This is a genomic window from Enterococcus sp. NPDC086594 (genome assembly GCF_044746145.1).
Taxonomy (GTDB): Bacteria; Bacillota; Bacilli; order Lactobacillales; family Enterococcaceae; genus Enterococcus_D; species Enterococcus_D entomosocium.
Window position 1 is genome coordinate 136,620 of the sequence record NZ_JBIVBP010000006.1, and the last position, 24,246, is coordinate 160,865.

Annotated in this window: 24 protein-coding genes; 18 read left to right on the forward strand and 6 right to left on the reverse strand. The window is 42.7% G+C overall.

What is annotated here, in order from left to right; all coding sequences use genetic code 11:
• Positions 1-110: 110 nt before the first annotated feature.
• The 5 genes from ACIPK1_RS10915 to ACIPK1_RS10935 are packed head-to-tail and all read left to right on the forward strand — an operon-like array spanning position 111 to position 5,655.
• Positions 111-2,150, forward strand: coding sequence for a BglG family transcription antiterminator (locus ACIPK1_RS10915; protein ID WP_086299098.1), 2,040 nt, complete (start codon positions 111-113; stop codon positions 2,148-2,150).
• Positions 2,147-2,428 (forward strand): PTS sugar transporter subunit IIB, encoded by a 282-nt coding sequence (locus ACIPK1_RS10920; protein WP_005227537.1) that lies wholly within the window; start codon positions 2,147-2,149, stop codon positions 2,426-2,428. Before ACIPK1_RS10915 ends, ACIPK1_RS10920 begins: the two co-directional genes overlap by 4 nt.
• 16 nt (positions 2,429-2,444) lie before the next feature.
• Entirely contained in the window at positions 2,445-3,809 is a 1,365-nt protein-coding gene (locus ACIPK1_RS10925; protein WP_086299099.1) for a PTS ascorbate transporter subunit IIC, read from the forward strand.
• Positions 3,810-3,831: 22 nt separating this feature from the next.
• The gene (locus tag ACIPK1_RS10930) at positions 3,832-4,689 is read left to right on the forward strand and encodes a transketolase (RefSeq protein WP_005232060.1); all 858 of its coding nucleotides are present in this window, start codon (positions 3,832-3,834) and stop codon (positions 4,687-4,689) included.
• A gap of 3 nt (positions 4,690-4,692) precedes the next feature.
• Positions 4,693-5,655, forward strand: a complete 963-nt coding sequence (locus ACIPK1_RS10935; RefSeq protein ID WP_086299100.1) for a transketolase family protein — start codon at positions 4,693-4,695, stop codon at positions 5,653-5,655.
• Positions 5,656-5,767: 112 nt separating this feature from the next.
• Here ACIPK1_RS10935 and ACIPK1_RS10940 read toward each other — a convergent pair whose 3' ends face one another.
• Both ACIPK1_RS10940 and ACIPK1_RS10945 read right to left on the reverse strand, forming a co-directional pair.
• Positions 5,768-7,237: a PH domain-containing protein gene (locus ACIPK1_RS10940; RefSeq protein ID WP_061053748.1), complete on the reverse strand. Its 1,470-nt coding sequence runs from the start codon at positions 7,235-7,237 to the stop codon at positions 5,768-5,770.
• A complete protein-coding gene (locus tag ACIPK1_RS10945; protein WP_086299101.1) occupies positions 7,227-7,718 on the reverse strand; it encodes a PH domain-containing protein in 492 nt (163 codons plus the stop codon). Before ACIPK1_RS10945 ends, ACIPK1_RS10940 begins: the two co-directional genes overlap by 11 nt.
• A gap of 260 nt (positions 7,719-7,978) precedes the next feature.
• On the opposite strand from ACIPK1_RS10945, the gene ACIPK1_RS10950 reads away from it, so the two are divergent.
• The 4 genes from ACIPK1_RS10950 (at position 7,979) to ACIPK1_RS10965 (ending at position 11,511) form a co-directional block, all read left to right on the forward strand.
• Complete coding sequence (locus ACIPK1_RS10950) at positions 7,979-8,683, forward strand: ABC transporter ATP-binding protein (RefSeq protein ID WP_176285407.1); 705 nt, start codon at positions 7,979-7,981, stop codon at positions 8,681-8,683.
• Position 8,684: 1 nt separating this feature from the next.
• Complete coding sequence (locus ACIPK1_RS10955; protein ID WP_016611321.1) at positions 8,685-9,425, forward strand: ABC transporter permease; 741 nt, start codon at positions 8,685-8,687, stop codon at positions 9,423-9,425.
• A gap of 21 nt (positions 9,426-9,446) precedes the next feature.
• Entirely contained in the window at positions 9,447-10,280 is an 834-nt protein-coding gene (locus ACIPK1_RS10960; protein ID WP_016611320.1) for a MerR family transcriptional regulator, read from the forward strand.
• Positions 10,281-10,668: 388 nt separating this feature from the next.
• Positions 10,669-11,511 carry a class I SAM-dependent methyltransferase gene (locus ACIPK1_RS10965; protein ID WP_400450857.1) on the forward strand — a complete coding sequence of 281 codons (843 nt, stop codon included), beginning with the start codon at positions 10,669-10,671 and terminating at the stop codon, positions 11,509-11,511.
• A gap of 120 nt (positions 11,512-11,631) precedes the next feature.
• On the opposite strand, the gene ACIPK1_RS10970 is transcribed toward ACIPK1_RS10965, so the two are convergent.
• The 3 genes from ACIPK1_RS10970 to ACIPK1_RS10980 form a co-directional block, all read right to left on the reverse strand.
• Positions 11,632-12,093: a GNAT family N-acetyltransferase gene (locus tag ACIPK1_RS10970; RefSeq protein WP_005232035.1), complete on the reverse strand. Its 462-nt coding sequence runs from the start codon at positions 12,091-12,093 to the stop codon at positions 11,632-11,634.
• A gap of 98 nt (positions 12,094-12,191) precedes the next feature.
• Entirely contained in the window at positions 12,192-12,761 is a 570-nt protein-coding gene (locus ACIPK1_RS10975; RefSeq protein WP_400450858.1) for a helicase, read from the reverse strand.
• Positions 12,751-13,659 carry a YafY family protein gene (locus ACIPK1_RS10980; protein ID WP_086299107.1) on the reverse strand — a complete coding sequence of 303 codons (909 nt, stop codon included), beginning with the start codon at positions 13,657-13,659 and terminating at the stop codon, positions 12,751-12,753. Before ACIPK1_RS10980 ends, ACIPK1_RS10975 begins: the two co-directional genes overlap by 11 nt.
• A 93-nt stretch (positions 13,660-13,752) precedes the next feature.
• Between ACIPK1_RS10980 and ACIPK1_RS10985 the strand changes: the two genes are divergently transcribed.
• The 5 genes from ACIPK1_RS10985 to ACIPK1_RS11005 all read left to right on the forward strand — a co-directional run bounded on the left by ACIPK1_RS10985 (position 13,753) and on the right by ACIPK1_RS11005 (position 19,602).
• Positions 13,753-14,169, forward strand: a complete 417-nt coding sequence (locus tag ACIPK1_RS10985; RefSeq protein ID WP_086299108.1) for an effector binding domain-containing protein — start codon at positions 13,753-13,755, stop codon at positions 14,167-14,169.
• A 27-nt stretch (positions 14,170-14,196) separates the two neighbouring features.
• Positions 14,197-14,709 carry a ClbS/DfsB family four-helix bundle protein gene (locus ACIPK1_RS10990; RefSeq protein ID WP_005232023.1) on the forward strand — a complete coding sequence of 171 codons (513 nt, stop codon included), beginning with the start codon at positions 14,197-14,199 and terminating at the stop codon, positions 14,707-14,709.
• 273 nt (positions 14,710-14,982) lie between these two features.
• Entirely contained in the window at positions 14,983-15,714 is a 732-nt protein-coding gene (locus ACIPK1_RS10995; RefSeq protein ID WP_176285388.1) for a bifunctional 2-polyprenyl-6-hydroxyphenol methylase/3-demethylubiquinol 3-O-methyltransferase UbiG, read from the forward strand.
• Between the two features lie 366 nt (positions 15,715-16,080).
• The gene (locus ACIPK1_RS11000) at positions 16,081-18,444 is read left to right on the forward strand and encodes an HAD-IC family P-type ATPase (RefSeq protein ID WP_086299110.1); all 2,364 of its coding nucleotides are present in this window, start codon (positions 16,081-16,083) and stop codon (positions 18,442-18,444) included.
• Between the two features lie 231 nt (positions 18,445-18,675).
• Entirely contained in the window at positions 18,676-19,602 is a 927-nt protein-coding gene (locus ACIPK1_RS11005; RefSeq protein WP_008377949.1) for a LacI family DNA-binding transcriptional regulator, read from the forward strand.
• Positions 19,603-20,015: 413 nt separating this feature from the next.
• Here ACIPK1_RS11005 and ACIPK1_RS11010 read toward each other — a convergent pair whose 3' ends face one another.
• Complete coding sequence (locus ACIPK1_RS11010) at positions 20,016-20,204, reverse strand: hypothetical protein (RefSeq protein WP_005227564.1); 189 nt, start codon at positions 20,202-20,204, stop codon at positions 20,016-20,018.
• A gap of 954 nt (positions 20,205-21,158) precedes the next feature.
• Between ACIPK1_RS11010 and ACIPK1_RS11015 the strand changes: the two genes are divergently transcribed.
• The 4 genes from ACIPK1_RS11015 (at position 21,159) to ACIPK1_RS11030 (ending at position 24,210) form a co-directional block, all read left to right on the forward strand.
• A complete protein-coding gene (locus tag ACIPK1_RS11015; RefSeq protein ID WP_016619925.1) occupies positions 21,159-21,683 on the forward strand; it encodes a hypothetical protein in 525 nt (174 codons plus the stop codon).
• 231 nt (positions 21,684-21,914) lie between these two features.
• Positions 21,915-23,222 carry a DUF3440 domain-containing protein gene (locus tag ACIPK1_RS11020; RefSeq protein ID WP_008377955.1) on the forward strand — a complete coding sequence of 436 codons (1,308 nt, stop codon included), beginning with the start codon at positions 21,915-21,917 and terminating at the stop codon, positions 23,220-23,222.
• Between the two features lie 36 nt (positions 23,223-23,258).
• On the forward strand, positions 23,259-23,750 hold the full coding sequence (locus tag ACIPK1_RS11025; protein ID WP_050790962.1) for a hypothetical protein: 492 nt from the start codon (positions 23,259-23,261) through the stop codon (positions 23,748-23,750).
• The gene (locus ACIPK1_RS11030; RefSeq protein WP_005232014.1) at positions 23,677-24,210 is read left to right on the forward strand and encodes a ParB/RepB/Spo0J family partition protein; all 534 of its coding nucleotides are present in this window, start codon (positions 23,677-23,679) and stop codon (positions 24,208-24,210) included. Before ACIPK1_RS11025 ends, ACIPK1_RS11030 begins: the two co-directional genes overlap by 74 nt.
• Positions 24,211-24,246 lie beyond the last annotated feature (36 nt).

Here is a 24,246-nt window from a genome sequence, read left to right on the forward strand (position 1 = left end):
TGAAATCTCCTCTTCGGTCCATCGTTTAAAAAAAACGGAGTTTCAGTTGTGCCGAGAAATGATGGCGATTTCATTTTGTGCAAGCTATAGTTTAGGTGGGGGTAGCAAATATGATTCATTTCAAATTGACGTATCTGTTTTCAGAACCAAATATTGAGGCGTTTCTTCAGTTGACGAAGTGGAGGGATGAGGAATTTCTGGCGGAGATTGCCAAGATCAATCAAATCACTGAACAGCGGTTGAATCAACGAATCACGATGCATGAGGGAGAAGTTTTGATTCCTTCGCTGATTCAACGAAAATGGGCGGAAATTCTTTTCGATGTCCAGAAGAACACGTTGTTTTTTTCGGAAGAAGAGCGGCGGTCCTTGATTTATCTTCTGACTTTTTCAGCAGAGAAAGACTTATCCGTCTACCAGTTTCAAGAGCTGTTCTATGTCAGTAAAAATACGATTTTGAAGGATTTAAAGGGGATCAGAGAGGAACTTGCAGCTTTCAAGATTCAACTATTGTACTCTCGAAAATATGGCTTTTATCTAGAGGGAGAGGAATATCAGATTCGCGCTCTTGCTTTTCGAAAAGTCAGTGCGTTATCCAATACGAAAAATGGGAATTTGCTTTTATTTGAGGGAATCTATGAGCAGAATAAAACGATGTATATTCAAATAAGAGATCGTTTGTCCGCAACATTGACTGCCTTCAATCTGGTGATCGTACCGAGCCGCTTCGAAGAAATGCTTTATTTTCTTAATTATTTATCCTTTCGGATGGCAGAAACGTCTGTTTCTTTAGCGGAGACAGAAACATCGCTGCTACAGTCGCTGCATGTCCATCAAGTTAGTCAGCAGTTTTTAGCAGAATTTCCTGCCATCAAAGATCGGAAAACAGAAGAACTTTATGTAACGATCCTGTTGAAAACGATTCTGCAAGGAGATATCGAAGATACTTCATTAGAGTTTTTATTGGAATGTGCCAGTAAGATCATTCATGAAATGGAACGGCTGGCAGCTATCGAGTTTGTGGACTATCGCACCCTTTTGATGAACACATTCTATCATCTTGTCCCGGCGTATTTTCGAATCCGCTACGGTTTTCCACTGGAGAATGTACTGATTGAAGAAATCAAGCTGCAATACAATGAGTTGTTTGAACTGACGAGACGAGCACTGGGTTCTTTAGAAGACCTAGTCGGTACGATCCCTGATGAAGAAATCGGTTATTTTACGATTTTGTTTGGTGGAGAAATCAGTAAACAAAAGGCCAAACGTGATTACTTCCAATTGAATGCATTAGTTGTCTGCCCAAGCGGCATCAGTTCATCCTTGATTTTGGAATCAGAATTAAAGGAACTGTTTCCCCAGATCCATTTTTTTCCGGCTCGTTCGATCGAAGAGTATGAAAATGTTCGTTTCAATGACGAGATTGATCTGATTTTTTCCAGTGCCCCGATCAAAACCAAACGACCATGTTATGTGATCAATCCGATTATGACGCCCATTGAGAAGGATGAACTGCTTAGAAACGTACAAGCGGCATTCTTTCCTTCAAAAACTGGTTTGCATTCCATTGACGATGTGTTAGAAGTGATTTTGCCCTATGTTGATTTAAAAGCAGGCATCAGTAAGCAAAAGCTGAGAAAAATTTTGCAAAGAAAAATCAATCGAGAATTGAATAGAAGGGAAGACCAACGTCCGATGTTATCAGATTTATTAACAGCAGAAACCATCCAATTTACTGAGGTGCCGCTGACTTGGCAAGAAGCCATTCGAGAAGCTGCTGCGCCATTAAAAAAGACCAATAAAATTGAGGAACAGTATATAACCGCCATGATCAATAAAGTGGTAGATCACGGTCCTTTTATCCATATTGGAAAAGGCATCGCTTTGCCCCATGCGCGTCCAGAAGATGGGGTCAATGCGATCGGGATGTCGTTATTAAAAGTCAAAGAGCCAGTGCTTTTAAATGATGATCCGCAACACCCCATTCAAGTGTTTATATGTTTGGCGGCGGTTGACAATGAGCTCCATCTAAAAGCGTTAGCGAGTTTAACAAAAATTTTGTCGAATAATGAAAAACTAACTGCGTTACTTTCCGCAACCACTGCGGATCAAATAATTGAAGTGATCAGAGAAGGAGAAGATGAAAAATGAAATTTGCAGCAGTGTGTGGGTCAGGATTAGGATCAAGTTTTATGGTGGAGATGAATATCAATTCTGTTTTAAATGAATTGGGTGTCTCAGGTGTGGAAGTGTCCCATTATGATTTAGGAAGTGCCGCACCCGATATGGCGGATGTTTTCTTTGTTGGTGGCGATTTAGCCGATAGTGCGCAGCATCTAGGTGAGATCGTGGTGTTAGACAGTATTATCGATCTCGATGAATTGAAGCAAAAGGTTCAAGCCGTTTGTCAGGAAAAAGGATTACTATAAAAAGGAGTAGACAGTCATGAACGAATTTTTAGATATTCTTGTTGATATCGCGAGTACCCCAGCGATCTTAGTTGCGCTGATCGCCGTTTTGGGGAATGTGCTGCAGAAAAAAGACATTGCCACGATCGTCAAAGGGGGCATCAAAACCTTTGTTGGGTTTCTCGTGGTCACTGCCGGGGCTGGGGTGATCGAAAGCTCTCTGGCGCCATTTGGGGAGATGTTCCAAGCAGCCTTTAACATGCAAGGGGTCGTACCTAATAACGAAGCGATCGTTGCGCTAGCGTTGACGACATACGGCACCTATACCGCACTTATTATGTTAGCCGGAATGGCCTTCAATATTTTGATTGCCCGTATCACTCGCTTTAAATACATTTATTTGACTGGGCATGCCACGTTGTATATGGCTTGCATGATTGCGGTGATTTTGAGCGTTACTGGAATGAATACTTTTAATCTAGTTTTATTTGGCGGCTTAGCGTTAGGGATCTGTAACACGATTTTCCCAGCGATCGCACAACCGTTTACTCGAGAAATTACTAAAAATGATTCCGTCGCATTGGGGCATACGGGGAACTTCGGCTACGCATTGAGCGGGTTGATTGGGAAATACGTCGGCAATAAGGAAAAATCTACCGAAGACATCAATTTTCCGAAAGGCCTGTCTTTCTTGCGGGACTCTACTGTTAGTATCACGATTACGATGGCTATTGTATACGTGATCGTAGCAATTTTTGCTGGGAGTGAATTTATTACAGAAAATCTTAGCAATGGCACGAACTCGATCATTTATTCGTTGCAGCAAGCTGGTTCGTTTGCCGCTGGTGTCTTTGTGATTTTAGCTGGTGTCCGTCTGATTTTGGCAGAAATCGTACCAGCCTTTAAAGGGATTTCCGAAAAGCTTGTTCCTAATGCGATTCCTGCATTGGATTGCCCGATCGTCTTTCCTTATGCGCCAAATGCTGTTCTGATTGGTTTTCTAACCAGCTTTGTCGGTGGGATCGTTAGTTTGATCATCATGGTCTTCACAGGAACAACCGTTATTATTCCAGGTGTCGTGCCCCATTTCTTCTGTGGCGCAACAGCAGGTGTTTACGGCAATGCAACGGGTGGTGTGCGAGGCGCCGTGATTGGTTCCTTTATTCATGGGATCATTATCAGCTTCATGCCGATCTTGTTGATGCCAGTCATGGGGGATCTTGGGTTCCAAGGATCAACTTTCTCTGATACCGACTATGGAGTTGCAGGGATCTTCCTAGGAAACTTAGCCAATATGGGCGGTCAAATCGCCATCTTCTCAGGGATAATTGCGGTAGTCGCGGTCTTGATCGGATTGACGATTTTCAAGAAAAACAGCCGGGCAAAATCTGTTTCTGAATAAATAGAGGATGGAGGGATAAATAGTGGCAATCAGTGAACAAGAATACCACGAACTCGAAAGATTAGCGGCAAAGATTCGTTTAGATACCCTTTGCAGCATCAAGAAAATGGGGCAAGGCCATCTGGGCGGTTCCTTTTCAATTGTTGAATTATTAGCCGTTTTGTACGGCAAACAGCTGCGGGTCAATCCACAAGATCCACAGTGGGCGGATCGTGACCGACTCGTTTTATCAAAAGGACATGCTGGCGCCGCACTGTACAGCGCATTAGCAAATACGGGCTATTTTGATCGGTCGTGGTTATGGACGATCAATGAGGGCGGCACGAGACTGCCTTCCCATCCGGATCGCTGGAAAACGCCGGGGGTTGATGCCACCACAGGTTCACTGGGGCAGGGGACTTCAATGGCTGCCGGGATCGCGACGGGTCTGCGCTTGGCAGGGAAGGACAATTTTGTTTATTTGATCGTCGGGGACGGCGAACTAAATGAAGGACAGTGCTGGGAAGCCTTCCAATACATTGCCCACTTCAAACTGAATCACTGTATCGTCATTATTGATGACAATAAAAAACAGCTAGATGGGCCAACCAAAGACATTCTTGATCCCTTTGACATCCAGCAGAAGATGACTGCATTTGGCTTTTATACAGAAAAAGTTCCAGGAGCAGACATGCAAGCCATTGATGAGGCAATCGAGCGCTGCAAAGCGATCGAAGACCAAGCGGTTTGCATTGTCTTGGACAGCGTGAAAGGACAAGGCATTCCTTTCTTTGAAGAATTAGATGCCAATCACTCCGTGAAGTTTACCACGGATGAAATCAATCAAGCGGCAGAAGCGGCAATCAAAGAATTGACGATAAAAATCGAAGGAGGACGCTAAGGCATGTTTACATTAAGCAAAACCACTGCTGCTGGTAAAGAGCTGCGAACATGTGTCGTTGACACATTGGTGGAACTCATGGATGAAAATAACCAGCTAGTTGCGTTGGATGCCGACCTTGGCTCTGCCAGCGGCTGGACAGCGATTGCCAACAAACATCCCCAACGCTTTATCAACATGGGGATCGCGGAAGCCAATATGGTTGGCGTCGCTGCTGGCTTGAGTTTAACTGGCTATACACCTTTTATCCACACTTTTGGGCCATTTGCAACGCGCCGGGTATTCGATCAGCTGTTTATTTCTGGCGGCTATGGCGGCAATACGATCAATATTTACGGTTCTGATCCGGGGTTTGCAGTCGGACACAACGGCGGCACCCATACGACATGGGAAGATGTGGCTTTAATGCGAATGATTCCCCAATCGATCGTCTGCGATGCAGCGGATGAAGTCCAAATGGCGTGGATCATAAAAACTTTTAGCCAATTATCAGGCATTCATTACGTACGAGGCAATCGGAAAGCGGTTCCGACGATTTATGAAAAAGGCTCGACCTTTGAACTAGGAAAAGGCAATGTTTTAAGACCAGGCGATGAACTGTTGTTGATTGCCAGTGGCCAACTGGTTTCTGAAACACTGCAAGTGGCAGAAGAATTAGCAGAAATAGGAATCAGCTGCGAAGTGATCGACATGTTCACCATCAAACCGATCGATAAAGAATTGATCATCCGCGAAGTTCAGGGAAAACGGCAAGTCATCACCATCGAAAATCATTCTATCACCGGTGGACTAGGGAGTGCCGTCGCCGAAGTGCTTGCTGAAACTGGCAGTGCTGTTCCCTTAAAACGTATTGGTGTCAACGAACGATTTGGCCAAGTCGGCACACCCGATTTCCTGCAAAAAGAATATGGCTTAGATGCTGCTTCAATCAAGCAGCAAATAGTTGAGGGGAAGGTCAGGGAATAGAAAAAGGAAGCATCAACGAATCAATGGTTGGTGCTTCCTTCTCATTTATTTCAGGACTTGCAAAAAACGTCAAACAACGCGTCAGTTCTGCTGTTTGACGTTTTTTTATGAACTACGACAAAAACCAGCGCCGTAACTTTTCTGCTTCGGTTAATGGGAAGTAGAAAAGCTTACTTTCGGTGAAGGTATCTTCGGTTTTGATGGTCAACTGTGACTTGCCCAGACCTTTTTTGTGCTGCCAATACGTCGTGGTGACGGTGAAATCTTGGATTTTATTTTTCTTCAGATAAGCGGTCACCTTTGTTAAGCCGCGAATCGTTTGACACAACAATACATGGTTATCTAAAAATTGATACCCTTGTATTTTGCCCCGCCAGATGCTTGATAACACGAAGGAGCCAAAGAACACGAAGAAAATCAGCGCTAACCACCAGAAAAAGAAGGCGGAGATTCCTACAACAAGCAGCCCGATAAGCAGTGGCCAACGGCAAAAGTACCAAAAGTTGGGTCGCGGATTTTTCACTAGAGCGGTTTGTTGAAACGACCATTCAGGTAAAAAGCGGGCCAATGTTTCGGTCAGCTGCGCCTCTTTCAAAATGGGGAACAGATAGACCGTATCATCGCTTTCTGAAGAACTGCCAGCAGCCAGCAGTAACTTGACGGAGCTTAGATGAAAGATTCGGCGATAAAGATTTTGTTCGACACTTAGCCCTTGGATCCTAGCGAGGGGTATCGTTTGGTGTCGTTTAGAAAACAAGCCTTGCGTGATCAGCAGCTGTTGTTGGTTCGTTTCCACCGTAAAGCCATAATAGCGGAAAATATTTCTAGCAATCGCAAGAAAGAAAAACAAAATTAACAGCCCCAGCAAAAGCGCAGCACCAAATAAAAGGCCGAGTTGCTGCAAATCCGATGCATAGGCAAAGAGATTGGGAATGTTGTCGATCACGTTGTAGCCGATGACTAGAACCAAGGTGAAAACAGAAAAATCAGTGATAGAAAACAAGAAAATCTCCTTGAATTTCAAAGTGAATGTTTCTAACGGCGGATTTGCTGTTTCCTCACCCGAAAAAACAGTAGCGTAATTATTGGTTGGTTCTTCTCCACTAGCTGCTTGGGCAGTCGGCTCTTGTGGTGTCGCAGCTGCTTTTTTTGACGCTTCGATGGAGGCAATGAGAACCAGCGGCAACGCTGGGAAAAGAATTTCGGCTTCGCCACTCGAACTTGCGGCGCTTTCCAATTTCACTTCAGCTAGTTTAAACGGACGTAAATAAAAGTAATGATTCTCTTGAATGGTTTGGATGCGTTCAAACGGCAAAATCGTTTGTTTTTGGATAAAGAGTCCTTTGTTGACTAGCACACTCGTTTGATCGATTTGAAAGGTAAAGCGGGTGTATGACAGTACCGCAAAAATCAAACAGACCAGTAAAAATAGCAGAATGCCGCCCAGAATCATTGGCAAAGAAGGGGCGTCGTTGAATAATTTGAATACAAGCAGAAACGCTAGTACCAGAAAATTTTTGCAATTTTTGAACCAATAAAGACCGATACACAGCAACGGCAGTCGTTGTTTTTCATAGATCATCTTTGACCACCTCGACTAAAGTCATAATGGTTTCTCGCAAGCGTTCGGCTTGCGCCACTGGTAGGCCTTCAATGGTGTGGTTGGTGGCAGCCGTATGGATCTGTAAGGAGACTAAGGAGTATTTTCGCAAAAAGATCCCTTGGTCTGTTTCGATATGCTGGATTCGGCGGATCGGAATATACGTGGTGCTGCGGAATAGATAGCCGTGTTGAATGGCGATATCATTTTCTTGGATCTCGTAGCGATGGAATGTGTAACGGTAGCTCATCAGCACAAAAGAAAGCAGATGGCTGATCAAAGTCAGCGCCAATAAGCTTGACCAAAGGGTGATCACCCAGAAATGCAGCCAGTTTTGCGTGGCTAGAAACCAAAAAGAAGCAGCGAAAATCAGGCTGAAAATAATCAGTGACGTAATCCTTCGCAACCGCCAAACACGAATGATGGTCTGAGGCATTTGTTCATTTAATAAGGGATAATTCATGGGAAACATCCTCTCTACATAGAAATAAATAGGGTTACCCACAAATATAGTGGAGATAGAAGAAAAAAACAAGCTTAGAAATTAAAAATAGTTAATTGTGATTTAAATAGTGTAGCTCTATCGAACAAAAAGAAAAAGCCGCTTTTAGCTAACCAATGAGTATGGGGTTGTTCGTCATGAAAAAAGGCAAGTAGGCTATTGACTCTCCCTCAAGAGGAGACAGTATGCTTTAGTAGAAAGGGGCGATTGCTGTGGAAAAAATGATTGAGGTTGCCGAGCTATCTAAGAAAATCAACGGTCGGAAAATTATTGATCAACTTACCTTCACCGTAAAAAAAGGCGAGGTGTTCGGCTTATTAGGACCAAATGGAGCAGGAAAAACAACAACGATTGAAACAATTTTAGGTATCAAAACACCAGAGGAAGGTTCTGTCAAAATTCTCGGATCAGATCCTCAAAAAAAGCGGCGTGAGGTATTTGAAAAAGTGGGGGTTCAGCTTCAATCTTCAAGTTATCAGAACAATATACGCGTCGGAGAATTGTGCAAAGAGATGACGCTCTTGTATCGACAGCCTCAAGACTATCAAGAGCTTTTGCGTTTGTTTCAGCTGGAACCATTCGAATCGCAATTCATCGACAAACTTTCTGGTGGGGAAAAACAAAAGCTTTCAATTGTACTCGCCTTGATCCCGAATCCCGAGGTGATTTTTTTGGATGAATTAACAACGGGACTGGATACAAAAGCACGGAGAAGTGTCTGGCAAACGCTCCTCAAACTAAAAGAAGCGCAAATGACGATTCTATTGACGACCCACTATATGGAGGAGGCGGAGATTCTTTGTGATCGGCTATGCATCATCGCTCATGGGCGCAAGGTAGTTGAAGGCAGTACGAAGGAGCTGTTAAAACGAAGCGGTCAGCAAAAACTCGAAGAGGCATATCTTTGGTTTGTAGGGAGGAGATAGAATGAGCAAAGTAATGAGACTAGCAAAAATTGAAGGAAAGATAGCGTTACGAGGAATTGATGGGATCGTCTTTGGTATTGGCATGCCGCTGGTCGTCCTGCTTTTGACGAATATGATCGGTGGAGAGAAAGTGATTGGTGCTGCTTCTTATACATTTCAAGAGGGCAGTTTTGCTTCGCTGCTGGTGGTGGGGATTTGCGCAACAGCCTTTATGGGGATTCCGTTAACTATCTGTGATTATCGAGACAAAAAGATTTTGAAACACTTTTTTGTTACCCCAGCTTCTCCAGTTCATCTGATTGCAGCTCAAGTGGTAGTAGCTGCAGCGACTGCACTACTCTCAGCGATAGGTGTCGCATTCGTGTCGGTGGTATTTCTCGACTATCAAATGAAAGGCAGCTGGATAGGATTGATAGCTAGCTATTTTTTCGTTATGATTGCCATGTATAGCCTAGGACTATTGATTGCTAGTTTGTGTAAAAATATCAAGATTGCCAATCTCGTTTGCACAGTGGTTTATTTTCCGATGTTGTTTCTTTCTGGGGCAGTGATTCCCTTTGAGCTATTTCCAGAAGGTGTGCAAAAAGTCGCTAGTGTTCTGCCATTGACACAAGGTGTTAAATTGTTAAAGAGTGTGAGTCTCGATCAACCAATCGGTGACCCTCGATTCATTCTTTTTCTATTGACAGTGGTGACGATCGTGGGATTTGGTTTGGCAGTTAAGCTTTTCCGTTGGGAATAACAGGAAACGGAGGAAAGAGTTATGACACAAGAATGTGAAAAAACACCAGATAAGCTGTATCGAATCGGCATGTTTTCTAAAATGAATCAAGTGACGATAAAAACACTGCGTTATTATGATGAGGTGGGGCTGCTTAAGCCCCATTTTATCGATCCAGATAATGGGTATCGCTATTATATCTCTAGTCAGTTGGCACCATTGCATCGGTTATTAGCTTTACGCAGAATGGGGTATAACATCGATGAAATCAAACAAGTGCAAGCAGGAGAAAGCGAAAGGCGAATACTGCATCGCAAGAGACAGCAACTGATGAGAGAGATCACGGAACGGATGGCGATGCTCACGCAGATCGAAGGGTATTTGCAACAGGAAGAAGCCAATTACCAAATGATCGTTAAACGTTTGCCAGCGGTTATCGTCGCTTCAATGAGAATGGTCGTGCCAAGCTTCGATCGGTTGTTTTCTATCATCCCAGAAATGGGGCTGCAGATGGAAACAGCTGGTTGCGTCTGCGCATTGCCCGAATATTGCTTTACTATCTATCATGACAATGAGTACAAAGAAGAAAACATTGATGTGGAAGTTTGCGAAGCGGTCACAGAAATGAAAGATAATCAAGGGAATTTGACCTTCAAGCAGATAGAAGAAGTACCAGAGGCAGTTTGCACGGTCCATAAAGGAGCCTACACTGAGTTTCCGAAAGCCTATGCTGCGGTGATCCAGTTTGCTGAAAATAACGGCTATCGAATCACAGGGCCTTTTCGTGAAAGCTATATTGATGGTATTTGGAATAAAGAAAGTGAAGAGGAATGGCTGACTGAGATCCAGCTTCCTGTTGAAAAAATCAGCAGGTGAAGGGAAGCAAAAAATCAGCGTTCTTGCAAAATTTCTACTCCGTAAGGCGTGAATTTCGGCAAGACCATCTTTTAATCGAGTGTCTACAGTCAATTCCCATTGACAAATCGACTAGCGCCTTCTAAACTAAAAGCAGAAAAACAAGAGAAAAAGGTGATGGCTCCGGCCTATCTGCTGTTATTCCTTCGTTAACAGGGGTAGGACTGGAAAAGAGTAAATAAAATCAATTTCATAGGCAAAAAATTGACTGCATGCAGTTTTATTTGAAGTGCCTATCATTGATTTTATTTTACTCTTCGCTTTTTGATCTTCATCGTTTGAAGGTTGACCGCAGAGTGAAATCTGCGGTCTTTTTTGTTTTTCAATTATTTTGAAAGGGGAAAATAAGATGTACCAAGAATTGAGAAAGGCAATCGAGCGGCCACCGCTCTATAAAAAAATGGCAGAGGCGTTTTGGGACGATGCGTATATTTCCAAGCAAATGTTAAAGGCTCATTTGGATCCTGATTTTGAGGGAGCTAGTAGAAAGGTTGACTTTATCAACGAATCCTTTCGATGGATCAGTCGCCTTGTTCCGCCAGAAAAACAGACGCAACTTCTTGATATCGGCTGCGGACCAGGGATCTACGCGGAAAAATTTGCAGCGCTGGGCTATGAAGTGACAGGCGTTGATTACTCCAGAAGATCCCTTGCCTATGCGAGAGATTCTGCGAATAAGCGGGAACTAAATATTACCTATCTATTTGATAACTATTTGGAGATGGCATTGCCTCAGCAATTTGATTTTATTACCTTGATTTATTGCGACTATGGTGCCTTAAATCCAGAGGAACGCAAACTACTGCTAAAAAATGTGCTGGCGCATCTAAAACCGGGTGGCAAATTTTTGTTCGATGTATTTACGATTGCACAGTTTTTAACGCTTAATGAAGAGCAGACCTGGGAAAGTCACGAATCAGAAGGGTTTTGGCGGGGGGAGCCCCATCTTGTGCTGAATCAACGATGGAAATATCCTGATCACGTCTTGCTGGAGCAAACAACGATTTTAGCAGAAGATGAGGTCATAAATTATTATTTATGGACGACCTATTTTACAAAAGATGCATTGATAAAAGAAGCTAGGGTTGCCGGTTTTGATATTTGTGAGATATTCGGTGATGTCAAAGGCAGTCCTTATAGCGAAGAAGGCTCGACAATGGCGATGCTACTGAAAAAACCATTCCCTATCTGAAAGAGTGGTTTTCTGTAAATAGAAAAAAGAAACGACGATTTTCTGTCGTTTCTTTTTGTTTGGCTCCGGCACTGATCAATCAATTTTTTTGTTCTAATGATCGGGCCTATTCAACACTACTCATTCAGCGAAACGTCGAACCATCGTAATATCTGTTTCCAAATAGCCCATTTTTTTGTATAGCTGATACGCAGATTGATTATGGGCAAAAACGTGCAAGCCGATCTCAGTGATGCCTTGCTGGATCGCCCACTTTTCCAAAGCTTGTAACGCTTTGGTTCCATAGCCTTTTCCTCGCTGGTCTTCCTCGATGATAAAGTCATAGATGAAGGCTTTCTGGGCAGCTGTGTTGATCCAAATCACCCCGATCGGTTCACTAAAATCAGCTGCAAATAAAGAAAACAAGTGATTGTTTTCAGTGGCAGTCCCTTGAGGAAGTAAAGAAGCAAAGCTTTCTTTGGCGAGGGAGAGGGCCTCGTCTTTGGCCCATGTGCCTGCTTGGACTTTGTCATTGGCGTATTCGAAAACAGCATTGGCTAAGTAGGCAGCGTAGTCGCTGTCTTTCATTGGTATTAAGTTCATCTATTTCTCCTTTCGTCCTTTTGGATTCTCCCTATCTTGCAGAATGATTGCAGTAAGGGGAAATGGGGACGCTTGATTGGTAACTATTTGTTCCCCCTTCAGTTGAAGGTCTCTGACAGCGGGTCTCGTCGTTGAAACAAAAACAGGTCATCCGGTGCAAACTGGTAGCGTGCATCGCAAGTATAGCCTCGCAACCAGTCACAACCATCGATGCGGCGAACGTAGAATCCTTTGGGGAAATCGTCGGTTTTTTCCAAAGGCACAGAAGCGATCGTGATTGCGGCAGCTGGCACTTTTCCTTGGGATTTCAGTCCGGTGCTATTTGCCAGTTGATGATAACTGAGGCGAAAGTGTAAGGCCATTTCCAATGTACAATCGGTCAGTCCATAAGAAGGTGCAGCTGCAAAAATCTCCGTCAACGAGCCACCTTGTGTGAGTCCCAGTTCTTTAAGGGAAACAATCACACAAGTAGTACGCTGTTTATCGGCACTGAGGGAGAGGTGGGGATGGCGCAAGAGCTGGTTGGCATACGCGTTTAAGTGAATCTGCTGTTCTTCCAACTGCTGGCAAAGGCGGGCTAGCGAAACCCCGCCATAGTCTACGATCACTTCTTTCAAATCAAACACTCCTTTCAATAGGGATCCATTTCTTGAAAAATCAGTTCGCACCCTCGTTCTCAGTCAAATTGGCATAAATCGCAGCAACTTCTTCTTGGTAACGCTTCTTTAGTCGAGGGGGACTTAAAATGCGTAGGCTTTTTCCAAAAGAGAACAAATAGGGCACCACCCAGCTTTCCTCGGGTAAATCAACGGTAACCACAGCAGTGCCTTCCTCCGTCAAAGTAATATCCTGATGATCGAACTCATCATATACCCGATAAAGAACGTCGGCTTGAAAGAATAGACGAGCGGGATAGGTGTCAACAGTCAATTCAATGGCAGAATTAGGCGCAGTGACCGGAAAAAAATGCTGTTCAGTGACGTGGACCTGACTCATACGGCTGATTTTAAATGTCCGAAAGGCATTCTTTTGCTGGTCGAAGGCTTGCAGATACCATGCTTGCGAACGAAAAAGCAGTTTGTAAGGCTGACAGACGCGTTTTTGCGGTCCCTGTTTACTGATATAGTCAAAGGTGATCACGTGGTTCGTTAAAATACTCTTTTTTAATAAATCAAACATGTCGTTGCCGTTTTCTCGCCGATGCCAAGTGGAAAAATCAACTTCTAGCCAGTCTGCATCGTTTTGCTGGAATAAGGATTGCAGTTTTGCCAATGATTCTCCGCTGATCTGTGGCGTCAGCTGGCGAATCCCTTTCAACGCCAAAAGCAGGTTTTTCCGTTCTTCCTCTGATAATAACACTTTATCCAACACAAAACTGCTTAACAAATAGACGCCGCCATTTCGACCCGTTTCGGTATAGATGGGTACGCCAATACTGCTTAGGGTATTGATATCTCTGGTGATGGTGCGAGTCGAGACTTCAAATTGTTTGGCTAATTCAGAAGTGGTTGCTTTTTCATGATTCAACAGGTGGTAGATAAGGCCGAACAGGCGTGTCGTGCTCACTGGGGTTACTCCTTTTATAAAAAGATGATAAAACACTGACAGAAGGTGTCTAGGTTTCTATCGTATCATAAAGACAAAGAAGGAGGAACTCCAATGAAATTTTCGATAATGGCAACGGAAAGAACCAATAATTTTACTGATCCAGCGATTCAAGCAAAAATCACTGGCTTATGGGAGAAAAACAGCGAGGCGGTCAAGAAAGCCGCAGAAAAAGGAACGGTCATCGCTTGCGTTTACCACGAGTATGAGTCAAACTATCAAGGAGACTATGCCGTTTCGCTTTGTTTCGAACAAACGGAGCAAGCAGACTTTGATACAGAAAAATATACTTGGAAAAAGTATCCGGTCGATCGGCGCGATGCGCAGGGCATTCTGACAACTTGGCGTCAAGTCTGGTCAGAGGAAGAAAACCAGCAGTTGCAGCGCAGGTATTCCTTTGATTTCGAACAGTATGCGCCAGACGGCGAAGTAACGATTTTTATCGCCATTGAAGAAAGCGACAAAGAGTAACCATTTTCCTGAATAGGAGGACAGTCAATGAGACAGTACGAAAGCAAAGCAGACTTGATCCAAGAGATCACAGAACGTTACCAAAAATTTCGCCAAGAATTTGTTGAAATTCCCGAAGCGTTACGAAATCAGCGAACAGCTGGGGTCGATAAGACGCCTTCAGAAAACTTGTCTTACCAAATCGGCTGGGTCAGTTTGTTATTGTCATGGGAAGCACAGGAACAACAAGGGATGAGCGTTCACACACCTGCTGAAGGGTATAAATGGAACAACCTTGGCGGATTGTATCAATCCTTTTATCAGACATATGGCAGTTTGACCTTAGCACAGCAGCAAGAGCTCTTAGACCAAAAAGTGACGGCCCTTTGCCAGTGGATCGAGGGCTTATCCGATCAGGAATTGTTTGAAGCAGGGCAACGGGATTGGGCAACCACCAAAGCACAGTGGCCAGTCTATAAATGGATCCATATCAATACAGTAGCACCGTTTACCAATTTCCGAACGAAAATCCGAAAATGGAAAAAGGAAGCACTGCATTGATCAATAGAGAAATGAATGAATCGAACAGGAAAATCACACCCTTTTCATAGTGTGATTTTTTGCTGTACATAAAAAACGGTTTATTGAGAAACAATGGCAAAGAAGCGCCAGCGACTTGCTATCAATTGTGAGAGACTGAAAATCGTGCTATGATGGCGTTAATCAGAGCAAGGAGGAAAAAGCTGATGTGTGGTGGCATTATTTCCCAAAAAATTGCCTAAGCCCATGTAGATCAAGACCAGCAAAAAACGATTTACATGGGAGGAACAAATGATGAAAGAAAACAAATATGATGACCAAACGTTTTTTACTAAATACAGTGAAATGACTCGTTCACAAAAAGGCCTGCAAGGAGCTGGAGAATGGCAGACGCTAAAACAAATGTTGCCGGATTTTAAAAAGAAGCAGGTGCTTGATCTAGGTTGTGGGTATGGATGGCATTGCCAATATGCTGTAGACCATGGAGCGGCAGCAGTACTAGGAACTGACATTTCTCAACGGATGCTTGAGGAGGCCAAGAAAAGGAACCCTGATCCGAAAATAACGTATCAATGTGTCGCAATGGAAGAAGTGACACTTCCTCCAGCCACAATAGACGTTGTTTTAAGTTCATTGGCGTTTCACTATGTGGCAACGTTCGAAACATTGATCAAAAGCATATCGGTCTGTCTGAAACCTGGTGGTGTACTCGTATTTTCGGTGGAGCATCCGGTTTATACTGCGGAAGGATCGCAAGATTGGCAGTATGATAGGCAGGGGGAAATCCAGCATTTCCCAGTCGATCATTACTATTATGAAGGCAAGCGGGAAGCGCAATTTTTAGGTGAAACGGTGACCAAATACCATCGTACCCTGACAACCTATTTAATGACCTTATTGCAAAACGGCTTCATTTTAGAAAAAGTGATTGAGCCGCAGCCGCCAGAAGAATTACTGGAAGTACCGGGAATGAAAGACGAAATGCGCCGACCGATGATGCTGCTAATAGCTGCTAGAAAAAGCTGACTTAAAGAATTGTTAAACAGTTGATCTGTGAAGATCAGCTGTTTTTTTGTTTTGTGTCATCGTAAGAAACAACCGATGAAGCCTGTGATCGCTTGATGTGTAGTGGGGTGAGTTAACAAAATAAACTGTTATTTTAATTCCTAAAGTGACGCGAAGGTGACAAAAATGAAACGCCATTACTTAAAAGGGTATGCTATATTTTAGACAGTACTTGTTTTTTTACGGAAAAAAGCCGATAGATGATGGCGTAACTTACGCAATCGCCGCCAATTGGTTTTATAGAAAAAACGCAAAACCATTACCTAGTCCGATGCACGTTTGCTGAATATTCAGCAAACGAAAAGTAAATGACTATGATTAGAAAGGGTGAGGATCATCGAAAACAACCAAACCATTGGCTTAACGTCAGGGGAAGTCAAGGCGCGGGTGCAGCGCGGTCAAGTCAATAAGACAAAAAAGGATACGACGAATACGTACCCGAAAATCCTGTTTACCAATATCTTTACCTTTTTCAATTTAATCAACTGTGTCCTATTCTTTCTCGTCTGTTTGACGGGTTCTTATCAAAACGGTTTGTTCGTCTTTGTTGTCTTCAGCAATGTGATCATCAATCTCTTTCAAGAAGTTCGTTCCAAACGAACGCTAGATAAGCTGGCACTGCTAAAAGTTGCCAAAGCCGATGTTTATCGGGATGGTAAGCTGGAGAATTTGCCGATCCACAAACTCGTAATGGATGATGTGTTACGACTGAAAAGCGGGGATCAAGTGCCGACGGATGCCAAAGTCATTCAAGGATCTTTAGAAGTCAATGAATCCTTGCTGACTGGTGAAATGGATACGATCCACAAACAGCCGGCAGACGAGTTGTTTTCTGGCAGTTTTATCACTGCTGGTGAAGCGTTGTGCCAAGTGATCCACGTAGGCGCTGACAACTATATCGCAAAAATCAACAAAGAAGCCAAGACCATCAAACGACAAAAATACTTGATCCAAGGCAGTTTGAATAAAATCATTCGTTGGATCAGCTTGATTTTGGTACCGTTATGTACCCTCTTGTTTGTCAAACAGTTCTATTTCTCTCATGCGGCTTTCAACACCGCCATCTTACGGACGGTGGCGGCAGCTGTAGGGATGTTCCCCGAAGGTTTGTTTTTATTGACCAGTGTCACATTGACCATCAGTGCCGTCTATCTGGCGCGCAAAAAAGTGATGGTGCAGGAATTGAACTGCATTGATGCTTTGGCACGGGTCGATGTTCTTTGCTTAGACAAAACCGGCACGATCACCGAAGGCAAGATGACGGTGGAAAAGACGATTTCCTTACAATCGGAAACACCGTTGGCAGAAATCACCGGCAACTTAATGGCTCAGCTACCCGATCAGAACCCAACGGCAATGGCGCTACGAACCTTTTTTTCAGAAAAAACGACGTACCAGATGCAGCAAGTCGTCCCCTTTTCATCTGACCGCAAATTCAGTTGCGTCACGTTTGAAGGGCAAGGCACTTATTTCATCGGAGCTGCGTCGATTTTACTGGGAACCAACCATGAAGCTGTCTTAAAACAGGAAAGACAGCTGGCAGAAGAAGGCTACCGGGTGATCGTTTTGGCGCACAGTGCGCAAGGCTATGAGGAGGCAGGACTGCCGACGGATATTGAACCGTTAGGATTTTATTTACTGTCAGACACGATCCGTGAAGATGCCAAAGAGACCTTGGAGTATTTTCGTTCACAAGCAATCCAATGCAAGATCATCTCTGGCGATGATCCAGTGACAGTCAGTCAAATCGCGAAAAAAGTCAATCTACCAGGGGCTGCTGAGTTTATCGATGTATCAAAATTAACTGCAGCCGAATTAAAAGAAGCTGTCAGCAACTATCAGATTTTTGGTCGAGTGACGCCGCAACAAAAGAAAGAAATGGTACTCTACTTGAAAGAACAAGGGCATACTGTCGCGATGACTGGCGATGGCGTCAACGATGTTTTGGCGCTGAAAGAAGCCGACTGTTCCATCGCGATGGCTTCCGGTGTCGATGCTGCGCGTCAAGTATCAAATTTGGTGCTTTTGGAAAATCAATTCGATGCTTTGCCATCGGTCATGGATGAAGGCCGCCGAGTAATCAATAACATTACTCGCTCAGGTTCATTGGTGCTAGTGCAAGTCTTATTCTCCATCATGATCACTATGGGGACGTTGTTATCAGGAACGACATATCCTTTTGAGCCGATCCAATTAACGATCATCAATGCCTGCTTTGTCGGCATTCCGACCTTCTTTTTAAACTTTGAACCAGACTTCAATCGGATCAAAGGGGAATTTATGACAACGATTTTCAAAAATGCTTTTCCAACAGCCTTGACGATTACGGTAGGAACTCTGCTGATCATCAACTTTGGCTATTGGTTCAACAGTAGCAGCAAAGCTCTATCGATCATGAGTATTATTTTTACCGCTTGGAACTATCGCTTGATCCAGAAAAAAGTCTATCCAGCTATCAACAGCTATCGAACGATGATTTTTTTCAGCACCCAGATCTTGTACTTTGCTGCCTTGATCGTCGGTCGTGACCTCTTTAACCTAGGCAATACCAGCTATCTCAACCTCATTCTCTTGATTGCCTTGTTGAATTTTTCCGCCTATATGCAACGCTTTGCGGATAAGGGCATCGAGTTACTGATGCGAAGGTATACGAAGAAACGTAAAAGCTTATCAAAAGAAATGATTCAGTAAACAGTAGAAAAACTGATTGCTTAAGTAGCGCTTGTAGCTTGCTAAGCAATCAGTTTTTGTTTATAAATAAATTTCTTTTATTTTCAAGGAGTCTAAGTCTTGCTATGAAACTCGTTTCATACCGTACAATCAACCAAGGGACCTTTTCAGAAAATTTGTCGAAAGTGAATCAGTAAATTTTCTATGGTAGACTTAGGTCAATCGTAAAACAAACAGATAGGAATGAAGGAAATGGCAACGATACGCGATATAGCAAAAATCACTGGTTTTTCGATCACGACAGTCTCTCGTGTGATCAATGGCCATCCTTATGTCGATGAGCAAAAGCGAGCAGCGATTTTGGCGGTGATGGAAGAACTGGATTACAAACCGAATAAGATCGCCCAAAAGCTTAGCTCGGGGAAAACCTATAATATTGGGGTCATCGTGCCGTTTGTCAATCACGCCTTTTTTGATGGGATTCTAAATGGCATTATGGAAGAAGCCTTTGCTAAAAAATACAAAGTGACGTTATTGCCGACCAATTTTGATCGGAAATTGGAACTAGAATATCTAGAAGAATTCGCTGCAAAAGGGTTTGACGGATTGATCGTCATTACCCGCGCAAATCATATCGAGACGTTTTATCCCTACATGGAAAAAGGACCGATCGTTTTTTGTGAAAATTCGACCGGTACTGCTGTTCCTTTCGTTGCGATCGACTTGGTCGGCTCTGTGACAGCTAGTATCAATTATTTAAAAGAACAAGGCGTAAAACGTTTGGGACTGACGCTCGGGCGCAGCAAACGTCTTAGCTGCAATTCAGTCAATACCATCGCAAAAGCCAAGGAGCTGTTTCCTGCTTTTTCGGAAGCCGATATTTATTGGGATTGTATCAAAGCACAAGACGGGATTTCCGCAGCAGCCTTTTTTAAAGAACGAGGAATCGATGGGGTGATCACAAATGGAGACGAAATCGCAGCAATGATTTTGAATCAATACTCCCACGGGACAGCACCCATCGTGATTGGACAAGAAAACCTGCTTATCAGTCAAATGCTGCATTTTTCTTCCGTTGAGTTTCATCTGAATCAGTGCGGCAAAGAAGCCTTTCGCTTGTTTCAAGAAAGAAAACAAGAACAGATCATTCTGCCTTATGAACTTATTATTCGTGAATAATCATTGTCAAAAAAAGAACACACCTTATTACGAGAGGTGTGTTTTTGCCTGATTTTTAAAGGGAATTTGAGGAGATAAAATAAAAAAATAAAGAAAAAATCAATTTTGAATGCTTGCTTTTCACAGAGTAAAGGGCTACCATTGGTCTGTGGCTTTTTCGCCACAAAAATAGGAAACGTATCAGACAAGAGTACTTGGGGAAGATTCTCTTGGGGGAAGCCTGATACGTTTCCTTTTGTTCATTCTAACACTATTTATATATAAAGTAGAGAGATATTGAGTAGATAAATAAAAATACTGCTGTAATTGATGAATAGGAAAAGAGCAAGCTCACAAAGGACTACTTTCAAATCGTTTTCCTACAACATGTTGGATGGCAAATGGCTCCTCATGTTTTGGTTAATAAAAGAGGATCAACTAACTAATTGTGTGGCACCAACTAGAAAATTACATAGCTTAGCAACACCTGTTTCAGCTGTTTCTTTGATTAGAACAGTTGCAGTATTCTCGTAAACATGAATCACACTAACTTCTTGTAAACCGGTAAAGCCAATAACATTTGCCTGATAGTTTTGACCAGGGAACACTTGGTATTTTTCCATGTTTTTATCTCCTTCATTATTCTTATTTCAAAAGAATAATAATTAAAATTTAAGAAAAAGTAAAGTGAAACGATTTTTCATTCAAAAACACAGCCCTTTGGCGTTTGTCTCGAGTAGTTTCGATCTTTTTCTGCAATTTTTCATTATTTTTTTCAATAAATATGCGGTGGCTTATTGAACTTTATTCAAGAATATGTGCCTCTTTTTTTAGCAGCAACCACAGATTTCATCTAAACGAATGGGAGAAAACAGCAGCTGAATTGTTTGTTTTGTACCGGATTGGGGCTTATAATAAAAATAGGAAGAAGGATCGACGTCACCGCTTCCTAAATCAATTGAAAAGGGCGTGGAAGTTATGGAAAACGTATACCGAAATAACTTTGTCAAAAGAACTATTCAACTGATGTTTGCACCAAAAAAAATCAGAAAGCGTCCACCAGAACAATGGATCAAAATGCCTACCGACCGAGGTATTCGGAGAAAGGACGCGTGATCCAGCATCTCGCAGCTATGCGTGAAATAGTATTTGAAGAGAAAAGAACGTTAGGAAGTCCCGAACGCGGGACTTCCTTTTTTGTGTCAGTGACATTGGGAATTTAACGAGAAAGTAGTTGCCAGCAGGTTCTCTTGTGAAGGGCTCCTTTCAGAAAAGGATATAAAAGGAAGCTTGCACTTTTCCTAGCGCTCAATAGACGAACGGAAGAAATCAATAGATAGCAGTGTTAGTGGATAAAGGATCGAAAGGATTCTTTCCAGCTGTTTTCAATTTTAAATTGGGTTTTCCAAAAAGTATGATATTCAAAGTGGCGTTAGTCTACCTACATTATCAGAATGGATGATTGATAAAAGAAGGGGAATATAAAAGCCACTTTTTTCGCACATAGATTCTGTTAAAATAAACTTAGAGGTTCAAACCTGTAAAATAATCTTATAATTTTTAAAGAAGGTGAAAGCATGGACTACCCAGAAATCGCAGGTCATTTCCAGACAACATCCTTTGATCCCCAACCGTTTGTGCAAACGGCGATCGATGATCGAAAGGTAAGAGAGAGGCTAGTGGAGAATATCGTTGATGGTCAAAATCATATCAATGAGTATTTTAATAGTTATTTGATCATTAAAGAAGTAGCCGTTAAAAACCCTGAGCTGATTTATGATGAATGGGAACGGATCTGGGCATTGCATACCCATAAAAACTCCTATCATCGGTGGATCGCTCATGATTTGATCACTCAACTTTTGGTGATTGATCATGAAGACAAGTTTGAAGGGATCAAGCAAGAGTATGTACTGCTGCCTAAAGGAGAAAAAATTAGTAATTTCTTGAAAATGACTGAAAACATCCAGGAAGCCAGTCGATACAAAGACCTTCAGCAAGAGATTCAGCGTTTACTTGCGGATCAAGAATGGCTGTCCCACTTCAATGAAAAACAAGTGAAGCGTATTGAAAAAGTCCTTCAAACCCTTTTGGCTGAATGAATCAAGAAAAGCAATAAAACTTGTTTCAGAAGGAATTTTTCTACTATTTTTCTTGATTACTAGGAATAGTAGTGAGCAATGGGGAACACATTGCAATGATAGCTAACAATTATTTGCATGTATCGAATACAAAATCTCCCTTAAGTCCTTGTAAGAAGCTAAGTGAAACTTTATACTAGAATGTAATACTTATTCAAAAAAAGGACAAATAAAATGAGGACATGAGCTTTTATGAAGAAATATTGTAAGGATAATGTGCTGGAAGCGGCGATGACGCGCCTGGAATATATTTTTGATACCTTTCCCCATGTTTATTTCTCTTTCAGTGGTGGAAAAGATAGCGGTGCCATGATTCAGTTGGCTGACCAAGTCGCCCGACAAAAAAAGAAAACTTTTGATCTGCTGATTTTAGATATCGAGGCAAATTATGATGCTACGAGAACGTTCATGGAAAAAATCAAAGCGTTACCAACTATCAATCAAACCTTTCACTTCTGTTTGCCCTTTTACGAGGACAACAACACTAGCGTATTTCAGCCACAATGGCTGATGTGGGATGAACAAGAACGTGAGAAGTGGGTACAGATGATGCCAAAAGATGCAATTTCACTTGCTGATTTAGATGAATCATTGATGGAAATCTATCAGAGTGCAAATATGAATCCAGATAAGTTCTTACGAAACTTTGCTCACTGGTACGCAAACTATCATCAGTGTGAACCCGTTGCTTGTGGCGTTGGCATCAGAACACAGGAAAGTCTATACCGATATCGGTCGATAACTTCGCCAAAGTATAACTTTCGGAAGCAATGCTGGATCAAACGGCAAGTAGCAGATTCCATGGTCGTCAATTTTTACCCCATCTATGATTGGAAGACAGAAGATGTCTGGGGCGCCTATGCCCATTTTGACTGGCCGATCAATGGCTTTTATGAAAAATTATATGATCATGGCGTTCCGATTCATCAAATGCGAATCTGTCAGCCTTATGGTATGCAACAACGAAAAGGCTTATACCAATATGCTCTGGTGGAACCGGAAACGTGGGAACGCGTCGTCAACCGCGTGTCAGGAGCCAATTTTGGTCGATTGTATGCCCAGACGGGATTATTGGCGCATTACAATACGAGAAAGCCAAGTCATATGACTTGGCAAGAGTATGCGGTCTTTTTACTGGAATCAATTGGACTTTATTCAAAGAAATTACAGGACCATTATTACCGCAAAATCACAATCTTGATTGATCATTATCGAGAAAAGCACGGGATCGAAGTGGAAGACATTCCCGATGTGACCAAACGTAAGGAGTGGCTGAAAAACGAAGTACTCTGGCATGACTGGAAAGGGATCGCTCGTGCGTTAGAAAAAAATGATTTTTCTTTGAGCACGCGACAATACAGTCTGACGAAAAAAGATGAGACGGAATTGTATGAGTTGGCGGTCGATTTTGGGGCGGCGTTGGGAATCGAGCATTTACCCAAGTATCAGTTAAAAAAATTGAATGCCAAATATGAGTATTTAACGAAAAAAATCACCTAACGATGGACGAATGTGTCCCTAGAGAGGAAGGGTTTTGTGAACGAACGATTGGTTTTATTTTTTCCACCGTATAAGAAAAGCCAATTCTATCAATTGATGGGGGCATTTTTTGCGGAACGGGTGTATCAGCAGCAATTTCCGTACTTAGTCAATGATGAGAACTGCTACTGGTATGTGATTCTTGATGACGAAAAACGGGTGACCGCTTTTTCTTATTATGAAAAAGGCGTCAATAAAGTGGAGCTAGGGGAATTTTATGAAAAAGATCCAACTGCTCAATTTAAAAAGTTTCTTTTACGGAAAATGTTGGTGGATATCAGCCGCAACTACCCAGAAGCAGAGATTCTCGCTTCTAGTAACCAGCCTAGTGAAATTGCACTTTTGGAGTCAAAAGGGTTTGCGGTCTATCGACAAACAAAAAATTATTCATTTCTAAAAAGGAGTGTAGTACCTCATGAGCGATATCGATTTTCCAGTGTTAGCGGCGAAGCTGATCCCAGTCAGCAAGATTCACGCGAATACGTATAATCCCAACACCGTGGCTGCTCCAGAGATGGATTTGCTGGAACTGTCGATTCGGGAAGATGGCTTTACGCAGCCACTGGTTTGTTACCACGATAAGGAGCAGGACAAGTATATTTTGATCGATGGGTTTCATCGGTATGTCGTAGCAAAAGATCGCTTAGAATTGCCAAGCGTTCCGGTCACAGTGATCGATAAGCCTTTTGAGAATCGCATCGCTTCAACGATTCGCCACAATCGAGCACGTGGTACCCATGGCATCGAGAAGATGGGAAACATCGTGCAGCAGTTGGTCGCTAACGAGTGGTCGGATGAACGAATTGCCAAGGAATTGGGGATGGACCGCGAAGAGGTCTTTCGCTTTAAGCAGCGCTCAGGCTTAAAAAGTGCCTTTTCCAACCATGAATTCAGCAAATCTTGGATTGAGTTTGAAAAAAGATACTATAAAGGCAAAAAAGAGACCTGAGAGGTTGAAAAAACTATCTAAAAAAGCTATCTATTA

Bases quoted from the DNA above. Each gene is read 5' to 3' on its own strand.
- ACIPK1_RS10915 (WP_086299098.1), top strand. From the start codon at position 111: ATGATTCATTTCAAATTGACGTATCTGTTTTCAGAACCAAATATTGAG.
- ACIPK1_RS10920 (WP_005227537.1), top strand. From the start codon at position 2,147: ATGAAATTTGCAGCAGTGTGTGGGTCAGGATTAGGATCAAGTTTTATG.
- ACIPK1_RS10925 (WP_086299099.1), top strand. From the start codon at position 2,445: ATGAACGAATTTTTAGATATTCTTGTTGATATCGCGAGTACCCCAGCG.
- ACIPK1_RS10935 (WP_086299100.1), top strand. From the start codon at position 4,693: ATGTTTACATTAAGCAAAACCACTGCTGCTGGTAAAGAGCTGCGAACA.
- ACIPK1_RS10940 (WP_061053748.1), bottom strand. From the start codon at position 7,237: ATGATCTATGAAAAACAACGACTGCCGTTGCTGTGTATCGGTCTTTAT.
- ACIPK1_RS10945 (WP_086299101.1), bottom strand. From the start codon at position 7,718: ATGAATTATCCCTTATTAAATGAACAAATGCCTCAGACCATCATTCGT.
- ACIPK1_RS10950 (WP_176285407.1), top strand. From the start codon at position 7,979: ATGATTGAGGTTGCCGAGCTATCTAAGAAAATCAACGGTCGGAAAATT.
- ACIPK1_RS10955 (WP_016611321.1), top strand. From the start codon at position 8,685: ATGAGCAAAGTAATGAGACTAGCAAAAATTGAAGGAAAGATAGCGTTA.
- ACIPK1_RS10960 (WP_016611320.1), top strand. From the start codon at position 9,447: ATGACACAAGAATGTGAAAAAACACCAGATAAGCTGTATCGAATCGGC.
- ACIPK1_RS10965 (WP_400450857.1), top strand. From the start codon at position 10,669: ATGTACCAAGAATTGAGAAAGGCAATCGAGCGGCCACCGCTCTATAAA.
- ACIPK1_RS10970 (WP_005232035.1), bottom strand. From the start codon at position 12,093: ATGAACTTAATACCAATGAAAGACAGCGACTACGCTGCCTACTTAGCC.
- ACIPK1_RS10985 (WP_086299108.1), top strand. From the start codon at position 13,753: ATGAAATTTTCGATAATGGCAACGGAAAGAACCAATAATTTTACTGAT.
- ACIPK1_RS10990 (WP_005232023.1), top strand. From the start codon at position 14,197: ATGAGACAGTACGAAAGCAAAGCAGACTTGATCCAAGAGATCACAGAA.
- ACIPK1_RS10995 (WP_176285388.1), top strand. From the start codon at position 14,983: ATGAAAGAAAACAAATATGATGACCAAACGTTTTTTACTAAATACAGT.
- ACIPK1_RS11005 (WP_008377949.1), top strand. From the start codon at position 18,676: ATGGCAACGATACGCGATATAGCAAAAATCACTGGTTTTTCGATCACG.
- ACIPK1_RS11010 (WP_005227564.1), bottom strand. From the start codon at position 20,204: ATGGAAAAATACCAAGTGTTCCCTGGTCAAAACTATCAGGCAAATGTT.
- ACIPK1_RS11015 (WP_016619925.1), top strand. From the start codon at position 21,159: ATGGACTACCCAGAAATCGCAGGTCATTTCCAGACAACATCCTTTGAT.
- ACIPK1_RS11020 (WP_008377955.1), top strand. From the start codon at position 21,915: ATGAAGAAATATTGTAAGGATAATGTGCTGGAAGCGGCGATGACGCGC.
- ACIPK1_RS11030 (WP_005232014.1), top strand. From the start codon at position 23,677: ATGAGCGATATCGATTTTCCAGTGTTAGCGGCGAAGCTGATCCCAGTC.